This window comes from Bernardetia sp. Wsw4-3y2, assembly GCF_037126295.1.
In the GTDB taxonomy this organism is placed as follows: domain Bacteria; phylum Bacteroidota; class Bacteroidia; order Cytophagales; family Bernardetiaceae; genus Bernardetia.
Genome location: NZ_CP147017.1, coordinates 3,682,153 through 3,704,873, shown reverse-complemented (window position 1 = coordinate 3,704,873; position 22,721 = coordinate 3,682,153). Strand labels below are relative to the sequence as shown.

Sequence of the window (22,721 nt, the reverse complement as noted above, 5' to 3'; positions counted from 1 at the left end):
TTTATGGTGTAAATTATTGGAAAAATTCAGGTTTTAATTTGTGTCCATTTGGTTCAGATTCAGATTCTACTTTCATAGAACCATTTGGATAAACACTCCAAGAAGTTTTATTTTTTGCTTCTTCAGCTTCTATTATTGCGACAATCGCACTATAATAGTCTTCCCAAACTTCTGCATTTCGGGCATTTCTGTACTCGCCATTTTCTAAAAATTTTCGTTTTTTACTGGCGTGCGCACGTACATTTCCTTTAAATCCTTCTATATTTTTAGGCAATTCTCCGTTTATAGAGAATTTATTTTCGCCCGTTTTTTCGATTTTATTTGGAAGCTCTAAATCTTCAATTTTTCCTTGTGTATCTTCTTCGTATTCTTGCGAAACATTGTTTTCGCTATGTTTCGGGTGTGTTTCGCTGTTTCGTGTTTCGCTTGTTTCATTGTTTCGGTTTTCTTTGGAAGTTAAAGTAAATATCATATAAGCTCCTCCCTCCGTAAATAAAAATGCCAAAATTGCAGAAGTAAAGAAGATAGCATTTAAGGAATATCTTAGATATTTTACATTATCTAATTCTGCATCAGAAATATTTATAGGATAAATTAAATCTGTGAAGTCGTATAGTTTCCAACAGATGAAGGCTAATCCGAATAAGGATATGCCAAAAAATGTTCTAGCATAGAGCATTACTTTTGAGTTATAAAACTTTGCAGCCATTAGAGCTGATAAAGTAAATCCTATATCGGCAAAAAACACAAGTGCAACTATTCCACCACCCAACCAAGGGTAATCTTCCCAAAATTCTTTTATTACTAAACTGGCTACAATAAAAAACAAGATTAACCTAATTGTAAAGCCTAGCAAAACTGAATTTGTACCGACATGACTAGATATTGAATCTATCCACCTATTCAAAAAACTTTCTTTAAGTTCTATTTTTGGGGCTTCTGGTTGATTATTTATAGGATTCATTATTTTTTACCTCCCTTCAGCTTTGGTTTTGGTGTAGATTTTTTGATGCGTTTTTTCGGTACAATGACATAAGCAAGCCATTGACGAAATGAAATTCTTTTATACTTTACATTTTTTGGAGCTGTTATTTTCATAGCTATTTGCTCCAGATGGTAGTAGCTGTATGAAATAATCCACAAAAAAGCGTGGATATAACCTACTGCTAGTAGTATTTTATTGATAATTTGCATAGTTTTGCTCTTGGGTTTTTAAGTTAAAAATCTGATAAACGTCCCTTGAGCCGTCAAACTTCAAAGGGGCGTTTTTTTTATTATCAGTTTATCGATTTCTTCGAATCGCTCTGATAATAAGAACTACCATATACAAGCAGAAGAATAAAAAAACTGCTTCTGGTATAGATAGACCAAAGACGAAAGGCATTTGAAAATGGTGTAATACTTCTAGTATTTCATACCAAATTTTCGCCATAAGTAGTGTATTCATAAAAAGGATAGTTGTCCTTTATTTCTTCCTGTTTTTTGGATAGAAGTAAAGGAGCGTTCGATAATGTGCAAAAGTGTATGTAAATCTTCTTCTTTATTAAGAAGCATTTCCTTTGTTTCAAGGCGTTGCTCAAGCGATGCTCTTTCGTAATTCTGTTGCTTAGCAAGCAATAGACTACGCACAATTTCAATTTCGTTGCGTTGTTCAGCTTTCGTATCTAGTAAAATAGCATGGTCGCAAAAAGAGACAAGCAATTTCACTTCATTTAGGTACAATTCTAAAACTGGTACAAACTCACCTTTTATAATTTGGTCTTTGTACTCCCAGTCGGCTGCATAAGTCGAGAACCTTGCTCTCAACTCATTGCGTTTTGTAGTATCTTGAATGGATAATCTCATAATTTTGATTTTTAGAAAAAAAAGGCAAGTAGACACCTACCTTTTTTAAACCCTACCTACTTCCTTAAATTGTTTGAGCAGCAAGTGGGATTCGAACCCACAACCTCCAGTTTAAAAACTGACGTTCTACACCGTGTGAACTATTGCTACTTGTAGTCCAAGTAGTTACGTACTTGGACTGTAGAGTTTTACTTCTCTTCTTAAATTTCGTGGAATTACAAAAGGATGACTCTACCAACCTTTAAACCACTCATAATTTTCTTTTTTAAGTGTGAAGTGAGTAGGACCTAAAAGCTCCTACTCATCTTTCACAACTTAACTACCGTCGAAAGACAGTATCTTGATTACTACTCATAACAGCCTTTTGAGCTACTATTTTCATATTGATTTGATAAATCCACTTTTGGATTATAGATTTTCTTTCTCGTTTGGACTCTCTAAGCATATTGTTGTAAACATTATTAATGCTTTCCAGAAGTTCGATTTTTTTGAGACCTGTCGGATTTGATTTAGAAATGATGTTAGTTTTCATATTTCTTCAGCTCCTCCTGCGCTTTTTTCAAATCATCTTCAGCTCGTTGAAGAGCTTTTTGGTAGTCTTCTATTTTTCTTTTGCTGTTTTTGATTCGAAACTTATATATATCAAGCATATAAGTTATATACTCTTTGTTTGTCATGATGTGTTCTGTTCTCATAACCCTTTCAGCTCCTTCCTTAGCACTTTTATTTTTTCAGTTACTTCGGATGCACAATCGGCAAAGAATTTTTTATCTTTTTCTTCTTTTGCTCGGTGCTTGTTTAGGTAATAATCTTGGCGTTCAGATTCAAGATCCTGAATCCTCGCTTTGATGATGATTTTTCTGTCTTTGAACATAATTTTGATTGTTAGTTGTGATTGATAATCTACCTTGTAGTAGTGCATAATCATACCCTTCATCTTTACAGATGAGTTTCAAAAAAGACTCAAGCAAAACATTATAGTCTAAACCATTTTTTCGAATTACTTTACGAGCTTTTTCATAAATAGAAAGATTGACCAAAAAATTACGCTGCTTTATCTCATCTTCTGTCTCTGCTTGCAAGTCAGTAGCACTAGAAGTAGTTACAGAAGCCTGCAATATTTCATTTTTTACTACTGATGTATCTTTTTTTGTGTCCATACCGTTAATTTTAGTATCTTTGAGTATTAATTAATACTACTTTGTAGTAGTTGGTATTTCAAAGGTAGCAAATTATTTACTACTTGCAAATTATTTACAACAAAAAAGATGATATTTTATGGAAATTCATAAGAGATTTAAAATTGCTAGAGAAAAAATTGGATACACACAAGAAGATATAGCAAATTTAATAGGTGTAAAAACTGGTTCTATGTCAAAAATAGAAAATGGACATGGAAAAATGCCTCATTGGGAATACTTAGGTGTGTTAAAAGAACAAGGAATAAGTTCAAATTGGCTACTCTTTGAACAAGGGGAGATGATGGAAAATGATAATAAAGAATATCCATCTGATTATGAAGAAATAAAAAAAGAAAATTCTTATCTAAAAGATAAGATTCAAAACATTGAAAAAATTTTTGAACAGAAACTTGAAAAGCAACGGCTAGAGTTTTTAGAGATAATAAATAAAATATCGGGAAAGCAATCGGAGCATAAGCAAGCAGCTCACCCAAACGGAAAGAGAAATAACTCTGTTCCTTCTGGGTGGACTTGTGTTCCTGCATCTGTTTAGTCAGATGTGCTGCAATACATTAAGTAACTTATAAAGTAACTCGGTTTTAAAATGTCTGTTTTTGATACTAAAAACGTAATAGTTCGAGCCCTGGTGGACCCACAACCTAAGTCGTAACAGGCAAAATAAGAAGGCAATTTCTAAAGTAATTTGGAAATTGCCTTTTTTTATTTGTTTTATTTTGTCAGATTTATTTGTTGAAGGTAATATTATTTGATTTTCACTTCAAGTCCCCTAAGTCCCATATCAATAACTTGTTCAGTGACTTGACTTCCTACATTAATATCCCACTTCCCATTTGAGTTAGTATCTTTCCATTCAAAACTATCTTGGATAGAAAAAGAGAGTACAACTGTAATATCTTCCGTTTCTTTTCCAGTAATAGTCAAAGGAGTTGAAAAAGAACCTGTAATTACACACGAGCCAGCAGGAACAGGGGAAGTAGCAGCTAAAGGATTGACAACAGTAGTGCCAGCAGACTGTCCAGTAGTTACTTCATTTGCTGTATAATTATATTGAGGAATAGAAATGGTAGTTTCAAAAGCCCAAAACCCTTGTTTTTTGTCATCATTAACAGAGATAGTTTTGTTTTTGACTGTAAAATCTTCAATTCTTGTATTGTAGCCAATAAAACCTGCAATTGTTCCTTCTTGATTTGGTAAATTTATATTTTCACTTCCAACTTGAATATTATTCAAATCATACTTGATAGATAAATTTTGATACGCCACCGAAGCACGTATCCATTCATATTTTCCTGCTGCAATATCTTTTATTGGCACTTCTAAAAATACTGTACCTTTTGGACTTACAATAGCCTTCGAAAAATCAATAGCTGTATTGAATCCATTTTTGCTTGAATTTACTTCTTCATTCTTATATAAAATTTCTCCTTCTCCAAGCTGTGTAAATGCAGAAGGAGCAAACTCAATATAATGAACACTCATAGAGTTAAAAGTAGGTGTTTGGGCTGCATTTCCTGCTGCTATTCCTATAGGTTGAGCTAAATTATTAAGTCGTTGCTGATTGGGGTCAAAATCAAACTCAAAGCGAATTTTTGCTCTACTTTCAGATGGATTTGTCTCTTCTACTTTTGTTTGACAAGAGGAAAAAACACCTATTTTTACTAAAAATAAGAGAATAATTAATTTATTTTGTGATAGATAATTCATAGGAAAAAATTTGATTTGTATGTAGTTGGTGAAAAAACAACAAGATTTAAACAAAGTAGTTAATCACATTATCTAATACAAATTTCTAACCTAAGTTAATCTGGCTTATCAAATCACAACTTGAAAATTAATTAGCTTTAAAAATCTAATTTGCAATATTTTTTTATTTTACTCTAAACCCCATCTTTTGCATATCTTCCCAAAAGCTAGGATATGATTTTTGTACGACTTCTGGACTTTCAATCGTAATGGGAAAAAGTAACGCCAAAGGAGCAAATGCCATCGCCATACGGTGGTCATGGTAAGTTTTTAGAGACTCAGTAGGAGCATGAAGTTCACAAACAGGAATATGAAGTTCATTATCATTGATAATTTCTATTTCTGCACCAAATTTAGCAAGTTCTATCTTGAGAGCTGTAAGTCTGTCAGTTTCTTTTATTTTTAAGCTATGTAATCCTGTCATGTGTGCTTCTACTCCTAAAGCTGCACACAAAACAGCCATTGTTTGTGCCAAATCTGGACAAGGTGTAAAATCATATTTGAAAGGAGAACGCCTAGACGAAGTTTTTTGCAAACGAACACCGTCTTTTTCGTAATGTGTTCTGATTCCTAAACCTTTCATCATCTTTACAATTCGGTTATCTCCCTGCCACGATTTTTCTCTAAGTCCTTTCAAAAACAATTCAGATTTAGAGCAAATAGCAGCCATACTGTACCAATAACTTGCAGCTGACCAATCTGATTCAATTTTATATTGATTTGCGCTATATTGTTGATGAGGAATAATAATTCGGTTTTCTGTCCAAGAATGTAAAATACCAAAATGTTGCATCAACTCTAAAGTCATTTTGATATAGGGTTCAGAAGAAACAGGAGGAATAATTTCTAATAAAATTCCTTTAGGTAGAAGAGGGGCAATCATCAAGATAGCCGAAATATACTGACTACTTATATTTCCTTGAATAGAAATAGTTTGTTTTTGTGATTCAGGACTAAAGCCGTGTATAAAAAGTGGCGGAAATCCATCTTCTTTTTCATAAGTGATTTGTGCGCCTAGTTCACGAAGTGCCAACACTAATTCTTTTATTGGACGCTGGTGCATTCTATCTGTTCCCTTCAAAAGTGTAGGATGATTTTTTATTGTACAAAAAGCTGTCAGGAATCGCATTGTTGTTCCTGCATCTTGAACATCTAACACCAAATCTAAAGAAACATCATCAGCACTTCTTCCCTTTGCACGGCTTCGAATATCTTCTTCTTGTTCTTCGATATCTCTAAATTGAGCTAATAAGCCTTGTAAAATTTTGGTATCTCTAGCTGCTGAAAGATTGACTAAATTACATTTTTTTTCACAAAGAGCCTCTATAATTAAGGCACGATTACTTTCACTTTTAGAAGAAGGCAAAAATATGTCTCCTTCAAGATTAATTTTGGGAGAAGAAATATGTAAAGAAGGCAAAACAAGAAAAGGAGAGGGAGAAACAGACATAGAAGTAATGATTGTTTTTGTATAAGCAAGTCAATTTATTTATTTTGATGATAGTATAATTGTATTTTGGAGTAATATGTTGCCAGAATTTGCTACAATAATTCATTCTCTTTTATACGAATATCAATTATAAAATCGTTTTTAGTGGTTTGGACTAGGATGTTTTTGTATTACTATACAAATAAAGTTCCTAAATTTTAGAGAAACAAGAACTCTTATTTTTTTACTTGATTTTAATGTAAAAATTAAACTAAGATTTGCCTTATATTTTTTATTTTTAACAAAATTTTCATTCCTATTTCAATCTATTTTCAAACAACTTGGCTCGTTTTGTGTTTTGTAAGAATATGATTTTAATCAAAAAACGAATGACTACTTTTTAGTGTCATTGTTTTAGAACTTAGAAATCATCACTTTTTTAAACTATTTTTTTCTAAACCTCATTTTTATTATTATGAAAAATATTCAAACAAAATTTCAAACTCTTTTAGTTTATACTCTCGTTTTAGCTATTGCTTCATTTGCACTTCCTTCTTGTGCTTCTTGGAGTAATGCAGGTAAAGGTGCAGCTATTGGTGGTGCAGCTGGTGGTACAATTGGTGGCGTAGCTTCTAAAAAGAATCCTGTAGCAGGTGGTATTATTGGCGCAGTAGTAGGTGGTGCAGCTGGTGCAGCTATTGGAGCATATATGGACAAGCAAGCAAAAGACATTGAAGAAGAAGTAGAAGACGCAAAAGTAGTACGTGTAGAAGAGGGCATTAATCTTACTTTTGATTCAGGTATTTTATTTGGTTTTGATAAATCGGATTTAAACAGCAGTTCAAGAGAAAGTATCGCTAAATTAGGCAGAATTTTAAATGAATATCCTGATACTCGCCTTACCATTCAAGGACATACAGACGATAAAGGTGATGATAACTATAATAGACAACTTTCTGCTAAAAGAGCTGATGCAGTACGTGATTACTTAATTGCTAATGGCGTAAAAGGTGGTAGATTAAACACAGTTGCTTATGGAGAAACTGCTCCTGTGGCAAGTAATAGTACTGAAGCGGGAAGAGCGCAGAACCGTCGTGTTGAAGTGATAATTGTAGCTAATGACGAGTTGAAACGCAAAGCAGAAAAAGGAGAATTGAAAAACTAATTTTAAAATCTTTTTTAAGATACAAAGACCATTCTATCAAAATAATATTGAATAGAATGGTTTTTTATGATTTTTGATTTAATTTATGAGTATGGAATTTCATTGAAATAGAAGATGACTAATTTTTGAAATTTAAGATAAAGATAGTTTGAATATCTTTTTTCACGTTAAAATCCATAAAAAGATTTCTAAATCCTGTTTTTTATAACGAAATTTGTATTAAAATCAGTTCAAATCAAAAATCAGCACCACTAGCCTTTGAAAAAACTTCTACCTTTTTTTATTCTTGTCATGGTATCGCTTATATTTTTCAATCAATTAGGATATTGGTTGGCTTTTGAAGCTATGCACACACAAATAAAAAGAGAAGTTAGACAACACTTAAAAGACAAAAGTAAATTAGAGTCTATAATAGTTCCTACAAAGTGGGTTTCGTCCAACAATAACACTGAAAATTTCATTTGGGTAAAACCTCAGAAAGAATTCAAATATAAAGGAAGTTTGTATGATGTTTCTTCTTCCTATCAAAAAGCTGATAGTACATATTTTAGGGTTTATAATGATAAATATGAAAAACAGCTTTATCAAACTTTTGCCTTTCAACTCAAGGAAAATCAAAATCCGTTTCATCAGAATAAAGCTTCTTATCCTCTCAAGAATTTTATAAAAGAAGCCCTTATCTTATCAGAGAATAAATTTTCTAGTAATTCTATAAGTAATTTTATTTCTATTTCTCCAAAAAGCAAATGGCATTTTTCTATTAAAGAATTTATTTTTGCACCAAACTCTCCTCCTCCAATAATTTAGTTTTCAATTAGTATAAAATCTATCACACATTTTTGGTCTTACCTATGGTACTGACCTTTCTTTAAGTGCATTGATAGTAAAATCAAAATATTCTTTCGCTGTTGTCGGTATGCCTACCATAGCCGTAAGGTTAAAAATTTATTTGTCTTTCTGTTCCGTTAGGAACTATATATTGGTAGTTTCTTAATACAAAATGCGACCAATATACAACTCCTATGGAGTAAATGAATTTTAATTTTTCTGTTTTTATCTACCAATAGGAAACTCCTAATGGAGTAAAAGGCAAAATTTCTCAATAGCCTTACGGACATGGTGTCCCTATCGACGACATTACTACATAAAAAATGAAAACAAATTATTTCAAAATCATATTTGTGCTATTTTTAGGTGCTTTTTATTTTACTCAAAATCACGCTTATTCTCAATTTATAGAAGTTTTAGATGCTTCTAATCTTCAACCTTTAGAAGGAGTTTCTATTTATAATAAAAAAGAACAATCTGTTATTACCAATTCTCGTGGTAAGGCAAATTTGGATATTTTTGCAGATAATGACACCCTTTATTTTCGTTATTATGGGTATGACGATAAAAAAATAGCCAAAGCTGAAGCTGCTGAAATGATTCTTTTATCTGAAAAGGTTTTCGAAACTGAGCAAGTTGTTGTTTCGGCAAATAAATGGGAACAAGATAAAAAAGAAATTCCTAACGAGATTGTCAAAATTTCTCAAAAGGAAATTGCTTTTAATAATCCTCAAAATTCAGCTGATTTGTTAGGACAAACAGGACAAGTTTATATACAAAAAAGCCAAATGGGTGGAGGAAGCCCCATGTTTAGAGGTTTTAATGCAAATTCGGTTTTGATTGTTGTTGATGGTGTTCGTATGAATAATGCCATTTATCGCTCTGGAAACCTTCAAAATGTAATCAATCTTGATGCAAGTGCAATGGAAGAAGTTGAAGTCATTTTTGGACCTGGTTCGGTGATGTATGGAAGTGATGCACTTGGTGGCGTAATGGATTTTCACACCAAAAAAGCACGTTTTGCAACTGAAGAAAATTTGCTTGTTGGTGGAAGTGGTTTTGTCCGTTACGGTTCTGCCAATCAAGAGAAAACAGCAAATTTAACACTAAATATTGCAGGAAAACGACTAGCAAGTTTGACTACTTTTACGTATTCAGACTTTGATAATTTGCGTGTTGGGGGAGTTCGCCCAAGTGGAGAAGCCTATCAAGATTGGGGCAAACGCAATGAATATGTAGAAAGAGTAAATGGAAAAGATAGTATTCTGACAAATTCAAATCCACTTATTCAGAAACAATCAGGCTATTCTCAATGGAATTTAATGCAAAAATTTACGTATCAAATTTCGGATAATCTACAGGCAGAATATGCACTTCATTATACTTCTTCGTCTGATATTCCTCGTTACGATCGTTTGATACAAAAACGTGATGGCAAATTACGCTATGCAGAGTGGTATTATGGTCGTCAGCTTTGGGCAATGAATTATGGAAAACTGACTTGGTATGCTAAAAACAAAGTATTTGATGCAATGCGTGTCATTGTTTCAAATCAGAAAGTAGAAGAATCTCGTCATAACAGAACAAGAGGCAAAGATTGGCGTGGTGACCGAACTGAAAATGTCAGTATGTCTTCTTTTAGTATTGATTTCGATAAAGATTTGAAAGATGACAAAAAACATCAAATTTTTTATGGTCTTGATTTTAATTATAATGTAGTACAGTCAAGAGCTGTAGAAACAAATATAACTAATGATTTAGAGCGTCCTTTAGATACTCGCTATCCAGATGGAGGAAGTACAATGGCAATGGCAGCAGCTTATTTCAATTATAAATGGAATATTTCTGAGAAAATGACGGCTACAGCAGGCGCACGTTATACACAAATTTGGACAGAAGCAAAATTTGATAGTAAAGAGTTTTTTGATTTTCCTTTTGATGAAGCTAAAGTCAATACAGGTGCATTTAATGGAAGTTTAGGGCTTACTTTCCGTCCTGCTGATTCTTGGCAGCTCAACGCAAATCTTTCATCAGGTTTCCGTGCGCCAAACGTAGATGATTTGGGAAAAGTATTTGATTCTCAACCAGGGAGTGTGGTTGTACCTAATCCAAATCTTGCACCAGCTTATACGTATAATGCCGAAATTGGAATCTCAAAAACATTTATAGATCGTGTTCGTGTTTCTGCTACAGGCTATTACACTATTTTGAATGATGCTATGGTTTTGCGTAATTCTACATTTAACGGTCAAGATTCGATTGTTTATGATGGTGTTCTTAGTCAGGTTGTTTCATATCAAAATACAGATATTGGCTATATTTACGGAGTCAGTTCACAAATTGAAGCAGCCATTACAGATAAATTCAAATTTAAAACGACTTTTAATTATGTCTATGGATTTGATGATAAAGCTGAAATCAGACTTCCTGATACGCCTCCAGCTTTTGGTTTGATTTCACTAAAATATCACAACAAACGTTTTAGAGTAGAAGGTTTTGTAAACTATCAATTCAAAAGTGTTGATTTTGATGAAATGTCACCAGAAGACCAAGGAGATACTATTTTTTATCCTGAAAATTTTATTCCTTCGTGGTGGACTTTGAACCTTCGTTCTAGTTATCAAATCAATAAAACATTTAGTGCCAATCTAAGTGCAGAAAATATTTTAGACCATTATTATCAATCGTACGGTTCTGGAATTGGTGGAGCAGGACGTAATTTTATTTTAGCTTTGAGAGCTAATTTTTAATTGATTTTTTTTAAGTTTGTACATACCTAGTTCAAGCGAGGACGCTTAAACTAAGTACAGCGTTTTATAAGCATCTGCTATTTTATTTTTGTTCCTCTGACGGTTCAAAAATAAGGCAAACCAACCGTCTTTGAGGCTTTGCCGTCAACGAGGTTTAAAAAAACTTTTGAAACGGTGTACGATATAATAAGAAATAAAATTTAGTCTTTTATACTAAATTCATATATAACCAAAAAACTGGTTCAAGCGTCCTCGCTTGAACCTAATTTTTTTAAATAATGCAAAATTACCATACACTCTTAAATACAATTTTAGAAGAAGGAGCAGACAAATCTGACCGAACAGGAACAGGAACACGTTCTATTTTTGGCTATCAAATGCGCTTTAATCTTCAAAAAGGGTTTCCATTACTGACAACAAAAAAAGTCCATTTTAAAAGTATTGTTCATGAACTTATTTGGTTTTTGAAAGGCGATACAAATATTAAATATTTGAAGGATAATGGCGTTTCGATTTGGGACGAATGGGCAGATGAAAATGGAAATTTAGGAAGAGTTTATGGCGCACAATGGAGAAATTTTGGTGGCATAGACCAAATAAATGACCTTCTAAATTCTCTAAAAAATAATCCAGATTCTCGTCGCATGATTGTTTCGGCTTGGAATCCTGTCGATGTGCCTTCTATGGCTTTACCTCCTTGTCATACACTTTGGCAATGTTATGTAGCTGATGGAAAACTGTCTTTACAACTTTATCAACGCAGCGCAGATGTATTTTTGGGTTTGCCATTTAATATCGCTTCGTATGCACTTCTGACGCACATGTTGGCACAAGTAAGTGGTTTAGAAGTAGGCGATTTGATTATGACTTTGGGAGATGCACATTTGTATAAAAATCACTTCGAACAAGCAAATCTACAACTGACAAGAGAAGAAAGAGAACTTCCAACTTTAGAACTAAATAAAGGAATAAAATCTATTTTTGATTTTAAATATGAAGATATTGTAGTCAAAAATTATAATCCACATGCTGCTATAAAAGCTCCTGTGGCTGTTTAAAAAATTAAATTTCTAGGAAGAAACTATATTTTCTACTCTCAAAATTACTTTTGTAGTTTTGGGAGTAGTTTTATTTATCTACCTCGTCTGAAATGTTCTGAAACATCTGTACCTGTTTCAAAATCATAATATTTATTTTCATCAAAGTTATTTTCATAAGCCATATAAAAGACTTTGATAAGGTTTTGCTCTTCTAAAGTTAGATTTTCTTTATCTAAATTATCCAATCTATCTTTTACATAATCACTTTCTAGCCAGTAAGGAAAGAGAGATTTTATTATTCTAAAACTATGTCTTTCTGAAATTTGTGAGTAATTAGATGCTTGCATTAGTTTCATGGTATTATCTAATACAAATAATAAATCTTTATCTTCTAATAAATTCCCTAACTCAATAAATTTTGCCTTTAATTTTTTAGAATGCTCTTCCACTTCGTAAATTGTATAAAAAATAAAGTGTTTGAACTCTATTTTATATAACATCTCATGATTTTTGATAACTTTTTGTAAGATAGAATTAGCTGTATCATTATACACTTTTCTTAATTCAATTATAAATCCTTCTAATTGCTCATCTTTTCTAAGTAAAAAGTAGTAGTTATCTGATTTTTTCTCTCTGTAATTATATAAAATATCACTACAAATCTTTAAATGATAATTATTGAATGGATTTGTATTTAGAATCTCTAACAAAAAAGGTCTTGCTTCTTCTGACCCTATTCTTTTTAGTAAATCCCATAAATCATAATTAATAGTAATATCTTTATTACTTGGTTGATTATAATTACTCATAAAAGTGAATATGATAAAACAAGTTTCTTTTATGTCTTTGATAGATTTTAATCTCCTTTTTAGGAACATCATATAATTGAACAAAGAATAATTAGAATTTACTTCTTCTAGTATCTTAACTTTATTCTCTGATATAAAATAGTCTTTGTAATACTTCTCTGGTATGTCATTTATCGATAAATTCAAAGAAAAATATCTTGCAAAATAAGGTTTATCTCCTATACCTTTCATTCTTCCTCTAAATGCTCCATAATCGTAAATTACAGTTGATGTATCTAAGTAAAAACATCTTTTAATTATTTTGATAGATTTTTGAGATGCCTGTTCTAACTCACTAATATTTAAAATTCTGTCTTTTCTTTCTTGTAAAGATTCTTGGTAATTTCTTATTAATATATCACTACTGTTTAAAACAAACTGATAAGCCTTCTTGTCAAAAATCCTCAATGTTTCAATGAGTAAAAAGTCTCCTACATTTAATTCTTCATGAATAAATTCTAGTCTTAGTTTAACAGCATTTAAGAAGCGATACATATCTCTAAGTGTAGAGAAAAATGGAAGAATTAATTCATCTTTTTCTACAAATTCCTTCAATTCCTTATTTAATCCTTTATTTTCAAATAGTTTTCCTATTTCCTCTACAAATAACTCTTTGATTTTGTCTTTCGAAATGTGAGGAAGTGTATAATCTACTTGTACTATTTTTTCTAAATATTTCTCTCCATTTTCTCCAAATTTATTTTTCAACGCACTTATAACAACATCATAATCGTAACAAAGAAGAAAAACAGTATTGGCAAAGTTTGCATTCAGTTTTACCATTTGTAGAATTTCTGTTATTTCAGTTGGACTTAATCGGTCTATATCATCAACAGTAATATAGATTTTTAATTTTGCTTCTATTATACTTTTATCTATACTCTCTTTTAATTTGTGTATATCTTCTACCTTATTTGCTCCATCAACAGTTTTTTTAGCCGCATCTACAATGCGACTTGATGTAGGAACTAAAGCAGGATTAGTTATTAATACCATAGAGTTAACAAGTAATCCCAAACCATCCATAACAGGAGCTAGTTTTTTAGCATGTTTCTTCAAAAATCCTAAATCTCTTTTCATTACAAAATACATTTCTCTCAAAAAAATAGTTTGCAATTCCTTTTGTCCAGAAAACATCCAAGGATTGAAACGAATAATTACAGGTTTATCCTCTCCATCATCTTTTGTTAGATTATCTATTTCTTGAATAACAAAATTTACAAGTGTAGATTTTCCAGAACCCCACTCACCATTTATTCCTATCACAATACTTTCATGATTATTTGCAAAAGATTTTACTAAGCCATTTGCAATCTGAACAGCAAACTCTTTGCGTCCTAATTTATCATCATTTACATCTGTTAGTGCTGAATCAAAGTGCATAGGTATTTTTTTAATCTTGAAAAATAATGTAGTAAGGACAAGAAAAATCTCATCCCTACAAACAAAACGGTAATTGCAATTAACTGGTTACTACTTACTGATAACTGTTTACTGATTTAACTATAAAGTTCACTTTTATCAATTTCAGTAATTTCTTCTTTAAAGATAATTCCATGGTTTTCTAGTTCTGCCAAAACAGGCTCATAAATTTCTCTATGAATTGGAATCTGAACGCCTTTTAAATGTAAATTTCCTGTCAAATATAATTTTGCTGCAATGGCTAAAGGAAGTCCTACAGTTTTCGCCATCGCTGTGTGCTGACTATCATCTCCAAAAACGACTAGCGAAGAAGTAAGTTCTTTTGCTTTTCCTTGATAGGTATATTTAATTCTGTGCTGCATCAAAATCATATCTTTGTCTTGTGGGTCTAACGTCCATTTTTCCTCTAAAAGATGTTGCAAGATTTGAGCAGGAGAAGCATTTTGAAGTGTTATTTTTTTGTCTTCAAAGAATCCTAAATATTCCCATTGTTTGAGCTTTGCATCAGAAAAATTATAGATTGTTTTTAGTTTTTCTTCCAAAGATAAAAAAGGATCATACTTAAAAAACATATTTGCAAACTGTCTGTAAGTCAGTTTATCCGAATTTTCAATTTTATAAGAATCATCTGTCATTCCCAACTGTACAAATGTATCCCAAGAATTACAAAAACCATTTCTTCGGATTGTTCCTCTAAGCATTGTCGGAATAGTATCCAAACCATAGACAGAGCGATATTGCAATGAATCTCTATTGGGATAACCTTCAAATTTATAATCATCGTCATACTCATTTATTTGAGCAAATTCTTTTGATTCAATCGGTTCACAATAGGAAAACAAGCGATGATAAGGAGCATATTTATATTGATGATTTTGGATAAACTTTGCTGTTCCTTGTCCTGCCAAAACTACATTTCTAGGATTCCAAGTAAACTTATAATTCCAAGGATTATTGTCAGATTCGGGAGCTAAAAGACCTCCAGTAAAGGAACGAAAAGCTGTAATTTCTGCTTTTTCATTATCTGAACTATTATGCTCACGTATTTTGTCCAACACTTGCATTGCTGAAAGATGGTCAATTCCAGGGTCAAGACCAATTTCATTGAGTAGTAAAAGTCCTTTTTGTTTTGCTTCTTTGTCTAGCTTTTCCATTTGAGGAGAAACATAGGAAGCTGTAAAAATAGAGGTAGATTCTTGAACACAAATTTCTGCCACAGGAGCATGTAAAAATGCAGGTAAAAGCGAAATTACTAAATCAGCACGTTGTGCAATCTTTCTGCAATCTTCCAAATTGGAAACATCAAATTGAAAAGCTTTAGCTCTTTCGTGGTGTTTTGTTTTATTTTGAGCCAGCGAAATATCCAAATCTCCTACTTCAATTTGCCAGTCGTTTTCTTTGCTATGTTCTAATAAATAATCGATAAGTGCATAGGAAGAGCGTCCTGCACCAAGTACCACCACGTTTTTCATTATTTTTTTGTTTATTGTGTGTTATTGATTTTTGAAACGAATTTCAGAAAGACAAAGTAAACATAGTTTGAATTCTCTTGCAAAAAAAGTCTGAAAATGTTTTGATAGTTTTTGTATAAAAAAGCAAGTTACCAAACCAAAGAAATAACTAAATTTGTAATTCGTTAGATAAAATATACTTTAGCCTATTCAGAAAAGCATACAGAAATTTTTATTATAAAAAATGCCTACTCCAAATAATTCAACGTCTTCTTCAAAATTTCAAATCAACACTAGAAAGTGGGAAAATATTATGCAATTAGTCGTCCTTTTTTTGGGACTAATTTTGATTAATATTTTGGCTCAAAACTATTTTTTTCGTCTTGATTTGACTGCTGAAAAGCGTTATACCATTACAGAATCTTCAAAAACCATTTTGGAAAATTTAGAAGAGCCTGTTTATATAGAAATTTATTTGGAAGGCGAACTCAATTCTTCTTTCAAAAGATTGCAAAAATCAGTCAAAGAAACGCTAGAAGAATTTTCGATGTATGCAGGAAAAAATATTCAGTTTACGTTTATTAATCCAGAGCAAGTTTCTAGCAATCCAGAAGAACAAAATCGTTATTACAAGCAGCTTTCTGACCGTGGAGTTCAGCCTACAACTGTTTTTGAAACTGTACAAGGTAAAAAAGTACAGAAATTAATTTTTCCTTCGGCGATTGTTTCCTATAAAAATAAAGAAAAACCAGTTTTACTTTTGAAGGGAAATCGTACAGCTTCGCCACAAGAACAGCTCAATCAATCTATTGAAAATATTGAATATGAGCTTATTTCTGCCATTCAAAAACTGAGTAAAAAACAAAAAAGTAGTGTTGCTTTCATTGAAGGACATGGCGAGCTTTCTAATGATAGACTTATTTCTCTGACACAGACTTTAAGTGAAAATTATATTATAGAACGATTAAATCTAAATGAAAATCTGAGTAACTCTTTTAAATCAGATAATAAAGGAAATAAAAATCCTATTCAGAATTTGCTGCAATATGATGCCATTGTGATTGCAAAACCAACACTTTCTTATACCGATAATGACCGTTATCAGCTTGACCAATATTTGATGAATGGAGGAAAATTATTATTTTTTATTGACCAAGTTCAGATGAAATTGGATAGTATTGCACAAGGTGGAACGTATGCTTTTGCCTATAATTTGGGTTTGAATGAAATGATTTTTCGCTATGGTGTTCGTGTCAATCAAGACCTTTTACAAGACACACAATCAGGACAAATTTTGGTAAATGTGGGTCAGATGGGAGATAAAGCCAATGTTCAGCCGATTCCATTTCCGTATTATACCACAACAGCTAGTTTTTCGACACATCCAATCACTAAAAATATGGATGCTCTGATGTTTAAATTTGTCAGTACATTGGATTCTGTGAAGGCTGATGGAATTGTTCAAACACCTTTAGTTTTTTCTTCTCAATATTCACGTATCAAAAAAGTGCCTACACTTATTTCACTAGATGAGTTAAAATTAGACCTAAATCCAAAACTTTATCAGACTTCAAATCTTCCAGTTGCTTATCTTTTGGAAGGAGAATTTAGTTCTGCTTTTAAAGGACGTTTTCCTCCGAGTGGTTTTTCGGAAAATGACTTTATCCAAAAAGGAAAAGATTCGAAAGTTTTAGTGGTAGGAGATGGCGATTTGCTTTCCAATGATTTTGACAGACGAACTCGCCAGCCGTTGCCAATTGGTTATGATGAAATAAGTAAAAATACCTATTCCAATCAAGAATTTCTCCTCAATACACTTTCTTATATGCTTGATGAAGGTGGAATTATTACTTCCAGAACAAAAGAGTTTGAAATCCGTCCGTTAGATACTTTCAAGATACAAGAAGAAAAAAGCTATTGGCAGTTTCTAAATTTAGTCGTTCCGAATGTTATTATTTTAGTCTTTGGCTTGGGTTGGTATTTTTGGAGAAAGAAGAAGTATTCTTAAAATCAAATTTTAGTAATTAGATTTTATAATGGCAAAACTCTAATCGTTTGTTTCAAAACAGATGATACTTCAATTCTTACTTTCTGCCCTCTTTTAAACTTTTCATAATCTTCTTTTGATACTGTAAATTTTTCCTCTTTCATGAAAAAGTGGTAGCTTGTTGCATTATCCTGACTTTCTACTACTTTTTTAGATGTGATATGACCTACAAAAACCAATTTATATCCTGAGTAAAATTCAGTTTTTGAAGAAATGAACATTCCAGCACCTACAATTCCTACAAGAACCAACAAAGATAAATCAATAAGATAAGACCTTCCATAATTATCAAAGTGACTTTCTCTAAAATAATAAATATAATAACCCAAAAGTTGTAAGCCAACCAAAAAGATGAGAAAGTGAGAGGAATTAATACCTTTTTGCTTCAAAATAATTTTGTCTTCTTTTGTTAATGCCTCTTTTTTCATCTGTTAGATATTTTTAAACTCTATATTACTGTAATTCTAATTGTACTTTTAGTAATTGCAGTTTGTTCTACTTTTACTTTCTGACCTACTTTATATGTATCAAAATCTTCTTTAGAAACTATAATAGCTCTTTCATTTACTTTGAAATACAAATATTTATTCTCCATATCTTTATATTCATCTTTTTCCTGTATTATGCCTTCCATAACCCATTTATAGTGTTGCCACTCTTCCAAAGAATGAATTACCCAAGCTATAAACATAATTAAACTAGAAATTACTAGATAAAAAATACTACCAGTCGTATATTTTTCATCAGCATAATATTGGTAAATTCCCCAACCAATAAAACCTAATATAAAAACAGTCAAGTACATAGCACCCATATCTTTACTCTTGGCTCTCATTTCCTTTCTATCTTGAAGAGTTAGGTATTCTTTTTTCATTTTTTTCTTCTTATTTCCTATGAGAAGTTAAAATATTCAATAGTGAATCAGAATAATAACTCATTTTTTTAGTTTCCATATTCAGTAGAATCGTATCTTTTCTATTTCTTCCATCAGAAAAAAAACACCTAAAAATGCTATCATTGATTTTATTAAATTGACCTTTTTCGTAATAAAGATTAGTAGATGAAAAGCCTTTATGTACTTCATTTCCATTATTATCCATTTGAAATAATTGAACAGAGGCATTTGTAGCAGCATTTCCATGGAAAGCAACTAAAGAATAATTTTGATTTTGATAAGACAAATCAAATAGTTTTACTTTTTGAGGTTCATCAAATAAAGAGAAAGAAGCAAGAAATATACTCCTCCAAAGATAAAGACCAATAAAAAAAATAATATCCAGCTAGACGTTTTCATTAATTTCATTTTCAAAATTTAATTTATTCTATCTATTATTTTTTTCTCAAGACGCTTTTAAGCTCGTTGACGGTTGGAAAGCAAATAAACCGTCGTTGAGGCTCAAATGAAGCCGTCAAACGAGGATTTTGAAATTCTAATCTCTAAATTTATTAATTTCCCTCCAAATCGTAGGCAACCAACCCACGACAGGCACATACATCAACAAAACTTCTGGATTTTCTATTACCAAATCAACGGTTTCTTTTACCATATCAAAAACATCTTTATCTTCTTCTCTTTGTTCTTCGGCTTCACTTATTTGTGCAATTTGTTGGGCTTGAGTTACTTTTTGGTCTAATGAAGGAGCAATATTTGAAAAATTATTAAGTTCAAATAATCGTCTTTGAAACTGTTTTTCGTGGTCAATAAAACGAAATCCCCACGTAAAAGGCAAGTATTCAGGTAGTTTTTTCCATTTCCAAAGTGCTGTTAATAAAAACTCTTGCCAGTTGTACGGACTTTCGCCATATTTTTCTACAGCTTCATTGAGTTCTCGCTGCATAATGGCGTGAATAGCATCACGAAGTGCAAAAATTTCTTCTTCTGTGGCATCTTCAACTGGTTTTCCTAAAATTTTGTAGGGTTTTATGCGTCTTCCACGCACAAAAATCAATTTTGCAGGAAGCGCAAAATAAAATAACCAAGGTTGCAAAGGAATCAAAACAGTCATAAATCCCACAGGCAAAAATGGAATACCTAACTTCTGAACCAAATTATCCAAAATTTCTATGCTATAACTAAACGGATTTATATATTCTGCATTAACAGTTGCAAAAGGAATAATATCAGCTTTGTGTTTCAAACTCATTCGCAGAGTTGAAGTAGAAAGACGTTGCAATTCATATTTTTTATCAAACCCTTTTCCAATTCCTCCCACGCCTTCAGGATAAATCAAAACATTGAATTTTCCTTGTTCCATCATCGTTTCAAAATTGAGGGAAGTGGCATCTACTCCACCTGCACGTTTCCAAAAATTCTCTATCGCAAACGGACTCATCAAATTACTCTGTGAGAGCATTGGTGCAGTCAGTGGACGAGCAACTTTTGTCATGTCGTAATTATGCAACTTTAAAAGCATCGAAGAGAAAATAATTGCATCCCACGGAAAAGCCATTCCAGAGTGATTACTTGCAAAAATTAAAGGTGCATTAGTTTTACGTTCAGGATAATCTTCTCCCTCAAAACCTATAAATTCGGTTCTGAAATAATACAAACTAAGTGGCTCTAAAATCTTTTTAATCAAACTTGCTGCATAACGAGGGTCAAAAGGTGCATTGATTTTTATTCCGTTGGCTTCAATTATTTTTTTATACGTTTCTAGTTTTTGAGCTATCGTTTGATTTTTAGTAGGTATGTTGTTGGTCGGAACACCAATAATGGCAGAAGAATTGTGATTTTCCATAATTGCAGTATATTTTTTTAGTTTTGATTCTTTATAGAATGGAGAAACTATATTTGACTACAAAATACGTAAAAATTCAGATTCTTTTAAATTATTTAATTTGGTTTTTGCCATTTATCAAAAATGCTAATGTATCTTATCAAATAGGTTTCTCCAAAACCCTTTTTTCTTAAACTCTCCTTCGTAAAATTGATTTCTCAAATAATGATTTTTATATTTTGTTTTTACCAACTCAGCTATAAGAGCCTGTGCAGGCTCATAAGTATGAAAAACACCTACTAACCAAGCTGCTTGTTCAGCAATATTATAATTCTTATCCTTCAAAAAATCTAGCAGTGTTTCTAATTTTGAAGGAGGCGTTAAATACAATATAGTTTGAAAAATAAGTTCTCTATGTGATTCTGATATAAATTTATTTTGATGAATCAATTGCCACAACTCAGACAAGATAGTTTCCTCTATGTGAGATTCATTTTTAATAGGATAATCAAAAGCATAATCAGGCAAATTATGCCAATCTCCATTTACTGAATTAATTTTTGATATGAAAGATTCTAAGTTTTCAAATCTTGGCATAAAATAGCCTTCCCCATGATTGAGAATAAAAACTTTGCCTTTCAAAATTCCGTCAGCAAAAACACAAATAGCATCACTTTCATTGTTTGTAAAGACAGGAATAATAGTACAACCTAAAGAATAATTTTGTAGCCATTCTTTAATTCCTCTATATTCTTCTTCAGATAATATCTCCACTTCTCTTGTTTCTTTGGCTTTAAATTGAGATAAAACAGAATAATCTAATTTATTTTGCTTGAATATTTCTTTTAAATACATTTTCATTGAATATATTGATAGAGTTAATCACATAAATATAACTTTCATAAATTACTTTTTAATAAAAATATGACAAATTCAATTACAATTCTTTCAAATAGCCCTATTTTACAAGAAAACCGTCTAGACCCAATTACTGGAGATTTGATAAAAGAAAGAGACCAATATTTGTGCAAGTTGTAAGTCTGCTTTTTTAGAAGGAAGTTGGAAGTATTTAGGAGAAAAACACTGTAATCAAACTGAAACATTAAGTCAAATTCCTGCTAAACAGGATTTTAAGTTTATCAAAAGATTAAAGAAACTAGAACAAGTTATTTTTTCAGTTGAAAGTTATGGAGGAAATACAGCTTTAATTGTAGCCGTTCCGACAGGAATTATCAGTTTTATTATTTCTATTTTATTGATTCTTAATGTTACAGATTTAGTATGGTTTTGGGGAGTTGTGGCAGGACTTACTAGTATTCCTTTTACTTTTAATGCTTTCCAAACAAAGGGAATTGAAGTAAAAGAAACAGCTATTTATATCAAAAAGGGGGTTAAGAAAAAATTTTTAAAGAAAAAAATGAGCAAAACAAGTATTTTGGTTCAGATATTTGTTTTTGTTCTAGCTATTTTAATTTTTGTTGTTTTATCTTTTCTAAACTTAGAGGAAGAAACAATGGATAAATGGATGACTTATTCACTTATAGGTTTGACTGCAATAGAAGCAGGTATATTTTTTTATGAAAGGAATCATAGATAATTGTCTTTAAAGTCGATATTCTAAAATCAAATTTCAGGTTTAATAAACCTTCCTAAAATAATAACTAAATGTTACAAACAATTTTCAACAACCGAAAAAATCAAAAGTGGATATTTGCTTCCTTACTTTTAATTTCAATCGGATTTTATTTTTTTGGTGTTTTAGATCATGATCAAATTGTTTTATTTATTGCATCCGAAAACACTCCTCCTACAAGGTTTGATATTGCTTTTTGTGAAACTTTCAAAGTCAATCGGAAAATGCCCGATTCATTAAAATCTATTGATTATAATGATCGTTGTGTAGATGCAATCAATGAAGGTGATTTTTTTGAGGGAGGTGATTTTGCTTCTGATAATATTTATATTGTTACTTTTGATGTTATAGGGCTTAAAAAAGCTGGAAATTTTTATTATCCTCTTCTAAAAGTAAAAAACCATAGAAAAATAAATATATTTCTTGTACAGCTTTATTTCATTCTGCTTCTTATTATTATTGGAAATACGGTTTATAATGCTATAAATTGCTTGAAGGAAGAGTAATGAATTCTTTTAAAAATCAAATCTCAATTCGAACTTGATTTTTAACTGAATTTATCGGACTTTTGTGAGTATTTTATTTTTCAAAAAGAAATTCA

23 protein-coding genes and 1 tRNA gene are annotated in these 22,721 nt (G+C 31.4%); 8 read left to right on the top strand and 16 right to left on the bottom strand.

Annotated features, from left to right (window positions below):
- Positions 1 to 13: 13 nt before the first annotated feature.
- From V9L05_RS15160 to V9L05_RS15130, 7 genes are all read right to left on the bottom strand, one after another.
- On the bottom strand, positions 14 to 964 hold the full coding sequence (locus V9L05_RS15160; RefSeq protein WP_338812703.1) for a hypothetical protein: 951 nt from the start codon (positions 962 to 964) through the stop codon (positions 14 to 16).
- A complete protein-coding gene (locus V9L05_RS15155) occupies positions 964 to 1,194 on the bottom strand; it encodes a hypothetical protein (protein ID WP_338812702.1) in 231 nt (76 codons plus the stop codon). The genes V9L05_RS15160 and V9L05_RS15155 overlap by 1 nt, the downstream gene beginning before the upstream one ends.
- 88 nt (positions 1,195 to 1,282) lie before the next feature.
- Entirely contained in the window at positions 1,283 to 1,447 is a 165-nt protein-coding gene (locus tag V9L05_RS15150; RefSeq protein ID WP_338812701.1) for a hypothetical protein, read from the bottom strand.
- Positions 1,444 to 1,845: a hypothetical protein gene (locus tag V9L05_RS15145; RefSeq protein WP_338812700.1), complete on the bottom strand. Its 402-nt coding sequence runs from the start codon at positions 1,843 to 1,845 to the stop codon at positions 1,444 to 1,446. Before V9L05_RS15145 ends, V9L05_RS15150 begins: the two co-directional genes overlap by 4 nt.
- A gap of 76 nt (positions 1,846 to 1,921) precedes the next feature.
- Positions 1,922 to 1,995: transfer RNA gene (locus V9L05_RS15140), tRNA-OTHER, on the bottom strand.
- A 371-nt stretch (positions 1,996 to 2,366) separates the two neighbouring features.
- A complete protein-coding gene (locus tag V9L05_RS15135; RefSeq protein WP_338812699.1) occupies positions 2,367 to 2,522 on the bottom strand; it encodes a hypothetical protein in 156 nt (51 codons plus the stop codon).
- Positions 2,523 to 2,669: 147 nt separating this feature from the next.
- Complete coding sequence (locus V9L05_RS15130; protein ID WP_338812698.1) at positions 2,670 to 3,005, bottom strand: hypothetical protein; 336 nt, start codon at positions 3,003 to 3,005, stop codon at positions 2,670 to 2,672.
- A 118-nt stretch (positions 3,006 to 3,123) separates the two neighbouring features.
- Here V9L05_RS15130 and V9L05_RS15125 point away from each other — a divergent pair, with 118 nt between their 5' ends.
- The gene (locus V9L05_RS15125) at positions 3,124 to 3,579 is read left to right on the top strand and encodes a helix-turn-helix domain-containing protein (RefSeq protein ID WP_338812697.1); all 456 of its coding nucleotides are present in this window, start codon (positions 3,124 to 3,126) and stop codon (positions 3,577 to 3,579) included.
- Between the two features lie 209 nt (positions 3,580 to 3,788).
- Here V9L05_RS15125 and V9L05_RS15120 read toward each other — a convergent pair whose 3' ends face one another.
- Together V9L05_RS15120 and aroA are read right to left on the bottom strand one after the other, a co-directional pair.
- Positions 3,789 to 4,751, bottom strand: coding sequence for a hypothetical protein (locus V9L05_RS15120; protein WP_338812696.1), 963 nt, complete (start codon positions 4,749 to 4,751; stop codon positions 3,789 to 3,791).
- 163 nt (positions 4,752 to 4,914) lie between these two features.
- Positions 4,915 to 6,240, bottom strand: coding sequence for a 3-phosphoshikimate 1-carboxyvinyltransferase (gene aroA, locus V9L05_RS15115; protein ID WP_338792391.1), 1,326 nt, complete (start codon positions 6,238 to 6,240; stop codon positions 4,915 to 4,917).
- A gap of 454 nt (positions 6,241 to 6,694) precedes the next feature.
- On the opposite strand from aroA, the gene V9L05_RS15110 reads away from it, so the two are divergent.
- The 4 genes from V9L05_RS15110 (at position 6,695) to V9L05_RS15095 (ending at position 12,020) form a co-directional block, all read left to right on the top strand.
- On the top strand, positions 6,695 to 7,384 hold the full coding sequence (locus V9L05_RS15110; RefSeq protein ID WP_338812695.1) for an OmpA family protein: 690 nt from the start codon (positions 6,695 to 6,697) through the stop codon (positions 7,382 to 7,384).
- A gap of 258 nt (positions 7,385 to 7,642) precedes the next feature.
- Complete coding sequence (locus tag V9L05_RS15105; RefSeq protein WP_338812694.1) at positions 7,643 to 8,191, top strand: hypothetical protein; 549 nt, start codon at positions 7,643 to 7,645, stop codon at positions 8,189 to 8,191.
- Between the two features lie 344 nt (positions 8,192 to 8,535).
- Positions 8,536 to 10,962 (top strand): TonB-dependent receptor, encoded by a 2,427-nt coding sequence (locus tag V9L05_RS15100; RefSeq protein ID WP_338812693.1) that lies wholly within the window; start codon positions 8,536 to 8,538, stop codon positions 10,960 to 10,962.
- A 278-nt stretch (positions 10,963 to 11,240) separates the two neighbouring features.
- Positions 11,241 to 12,020 carry a thymidylate synthase gene (locus V9L05_RS15095; RefSeq protein WP_338812692.1) on the top strand — a complete coding sequence of 260 codons (780 nt, stop codon included), beginning with the start codon at positions 11,241 to 11,243 and terminating at the stop codon, positions 12,018 to 12,020.
- A 74-nt stretch (positions 12,021 to 12,094) separates the two neighbouring features.
- On the opposite strand, the gene V9L05_RS15090 is transcribed toward V9L05_RS15095, so the two are convergent.
- Complete coding sequence (locus V9L05_RS15090) at positions 12,095 to 14,233, bottom strand: P-loop NTPase fold protein (protein WP_338812690.1); 2,139 nt, start codon at positions 14,231 to 14,233, stop codon at positions 12,095 to 12,097.
- 116 nt (positions 14,234 to 14,349) lie between these two features.
- On the bottom strand, positions 14,350 to 15,744 hold the full coding sequence (locus tag V9L05_RS15085) for a saccharopine dehydrogenase C-terminal domain-containing protein (protein WP_338812689.1): 1,395 nt from the start codon (positions 15,742 to 15,744) through the stop codon (positions 14,350 to 14,352).
- 223 nt (positions 15,745 to 15,967) lie between these two features.
- Here V9L05_RS15085 and gldG point away from each other — a divergent pair, with 223 nt between their 5' ends.
- A complete protein-coding gene (gene gldG / locus V9L05_RS15080; RefSeq protein WP_338812687.1) occupies positions 15,968 to 17,731 on the top strand; it encodes a gliding motility-associated ABC transporter substrate-binding protein GldG in 1,764 nt (587 codons plus the stop codon).
- Positions 17,732 to 17,754: 23 nt separating this feature from the next.
- On the opposite strand, the gene V9L05_RS15075 is transcribed toward gldG, so the two are convergent.
- The 5 genes from V9L05_RS15075 to V9L05_RS15055 form a co-directional block, all read right to left on the bottom strand.
- Positions 17,755 to 18,198, bottom strand: a complete 444-nt coding sequence (locus V9L05_RS15075) for a hypothetical protein (protein ID WP_338812686.1) — start codon at positions 18,196 to 18,198, stop codon at positions 17,755 to 17,757.
- A gap of 20 nt (positions 18,199 to 18,218) precedes the next feature.
- On the bottom strand, positions 18,219 to 18,644 hold the full coding sequence (locus V9L05_RS15070; RefSeq protein ID WP_338812685.1) for a hypothetical protein: 426 nt from the start codon (positions 18,642 to 18,644) through the stop codon (positions 18,219 to 18,221).
- A 10-nt stretch (positions 18,645 to 18,654) separates the two neighbouring features.
- Positions 18,655 to 18,951 (bottom strand): hypothetical protein, encoded by a 297-nt coding sequence (locus V9L05_RS15065; RefSeq protein ID WP_338812684.1) that lies wholly within the window; start codon positions 18,949 to 18,951, stop codon positions 18,655 to 18,657.
- A 249-nt stretch (positions 18,952 to 19,200) separates the two neighbouring features.
- Positions 19,201 to 20,508 (bottom strand): glycerol acyltransferase, encoded by a 1,308-nt coding sequence (locus tag V9L05_RS15060; protein ID WP_338812683.1) that lies wholly within the window; start codon positions 20,506 to 20,508, stop codon positions 19,201 to 19,203.
- A 126-nt stretch (positions 20,509 to 20,634) separates the two neighbouring features.
- On the bottom strand, positions 20,635 to 21,348 hold the full coding sequence (locus tag V9L05_RS15055; RefSeq protein WP_338812682.1) for a hypothetical protein: 714 nt from the start codon (positions 21,346 to 21,348) through the stop codon (positions 20,635 to 20,637).
- 394 nt (positions 21,349 to 21,742) lie between these two features.
- Between V9L05_RS15055 and V9L05_RS15050 the strand changes: the two genes are divergently transcribed.
- Complete coding sequence (locus tag V9L05_RS15050) at positions 21,743 to 22,084, top strand: hypothetical protein (protein ID WP_338812681.1); 342 nt, start codon at positions 21,743 to 21,745, stop codon at positions 22,082 to 22,084.
- A 68-nt stretch (positions 22,085 to 22,152) separates the two neighbouring features.
- Positions 22,153 to 22,626, top strand: coding sequence for a hypothetical protein (locus tag V9L05_RS15045; RefSeq protein WP_338812680.1), 474 nt, complete (start codon positions 22,153 to 22,155; stop codon positions 22,624 to 22,626).
- The last annotated feature ends 95 nt before the right edge of the window (positions 22,627 to 22,721 follow it).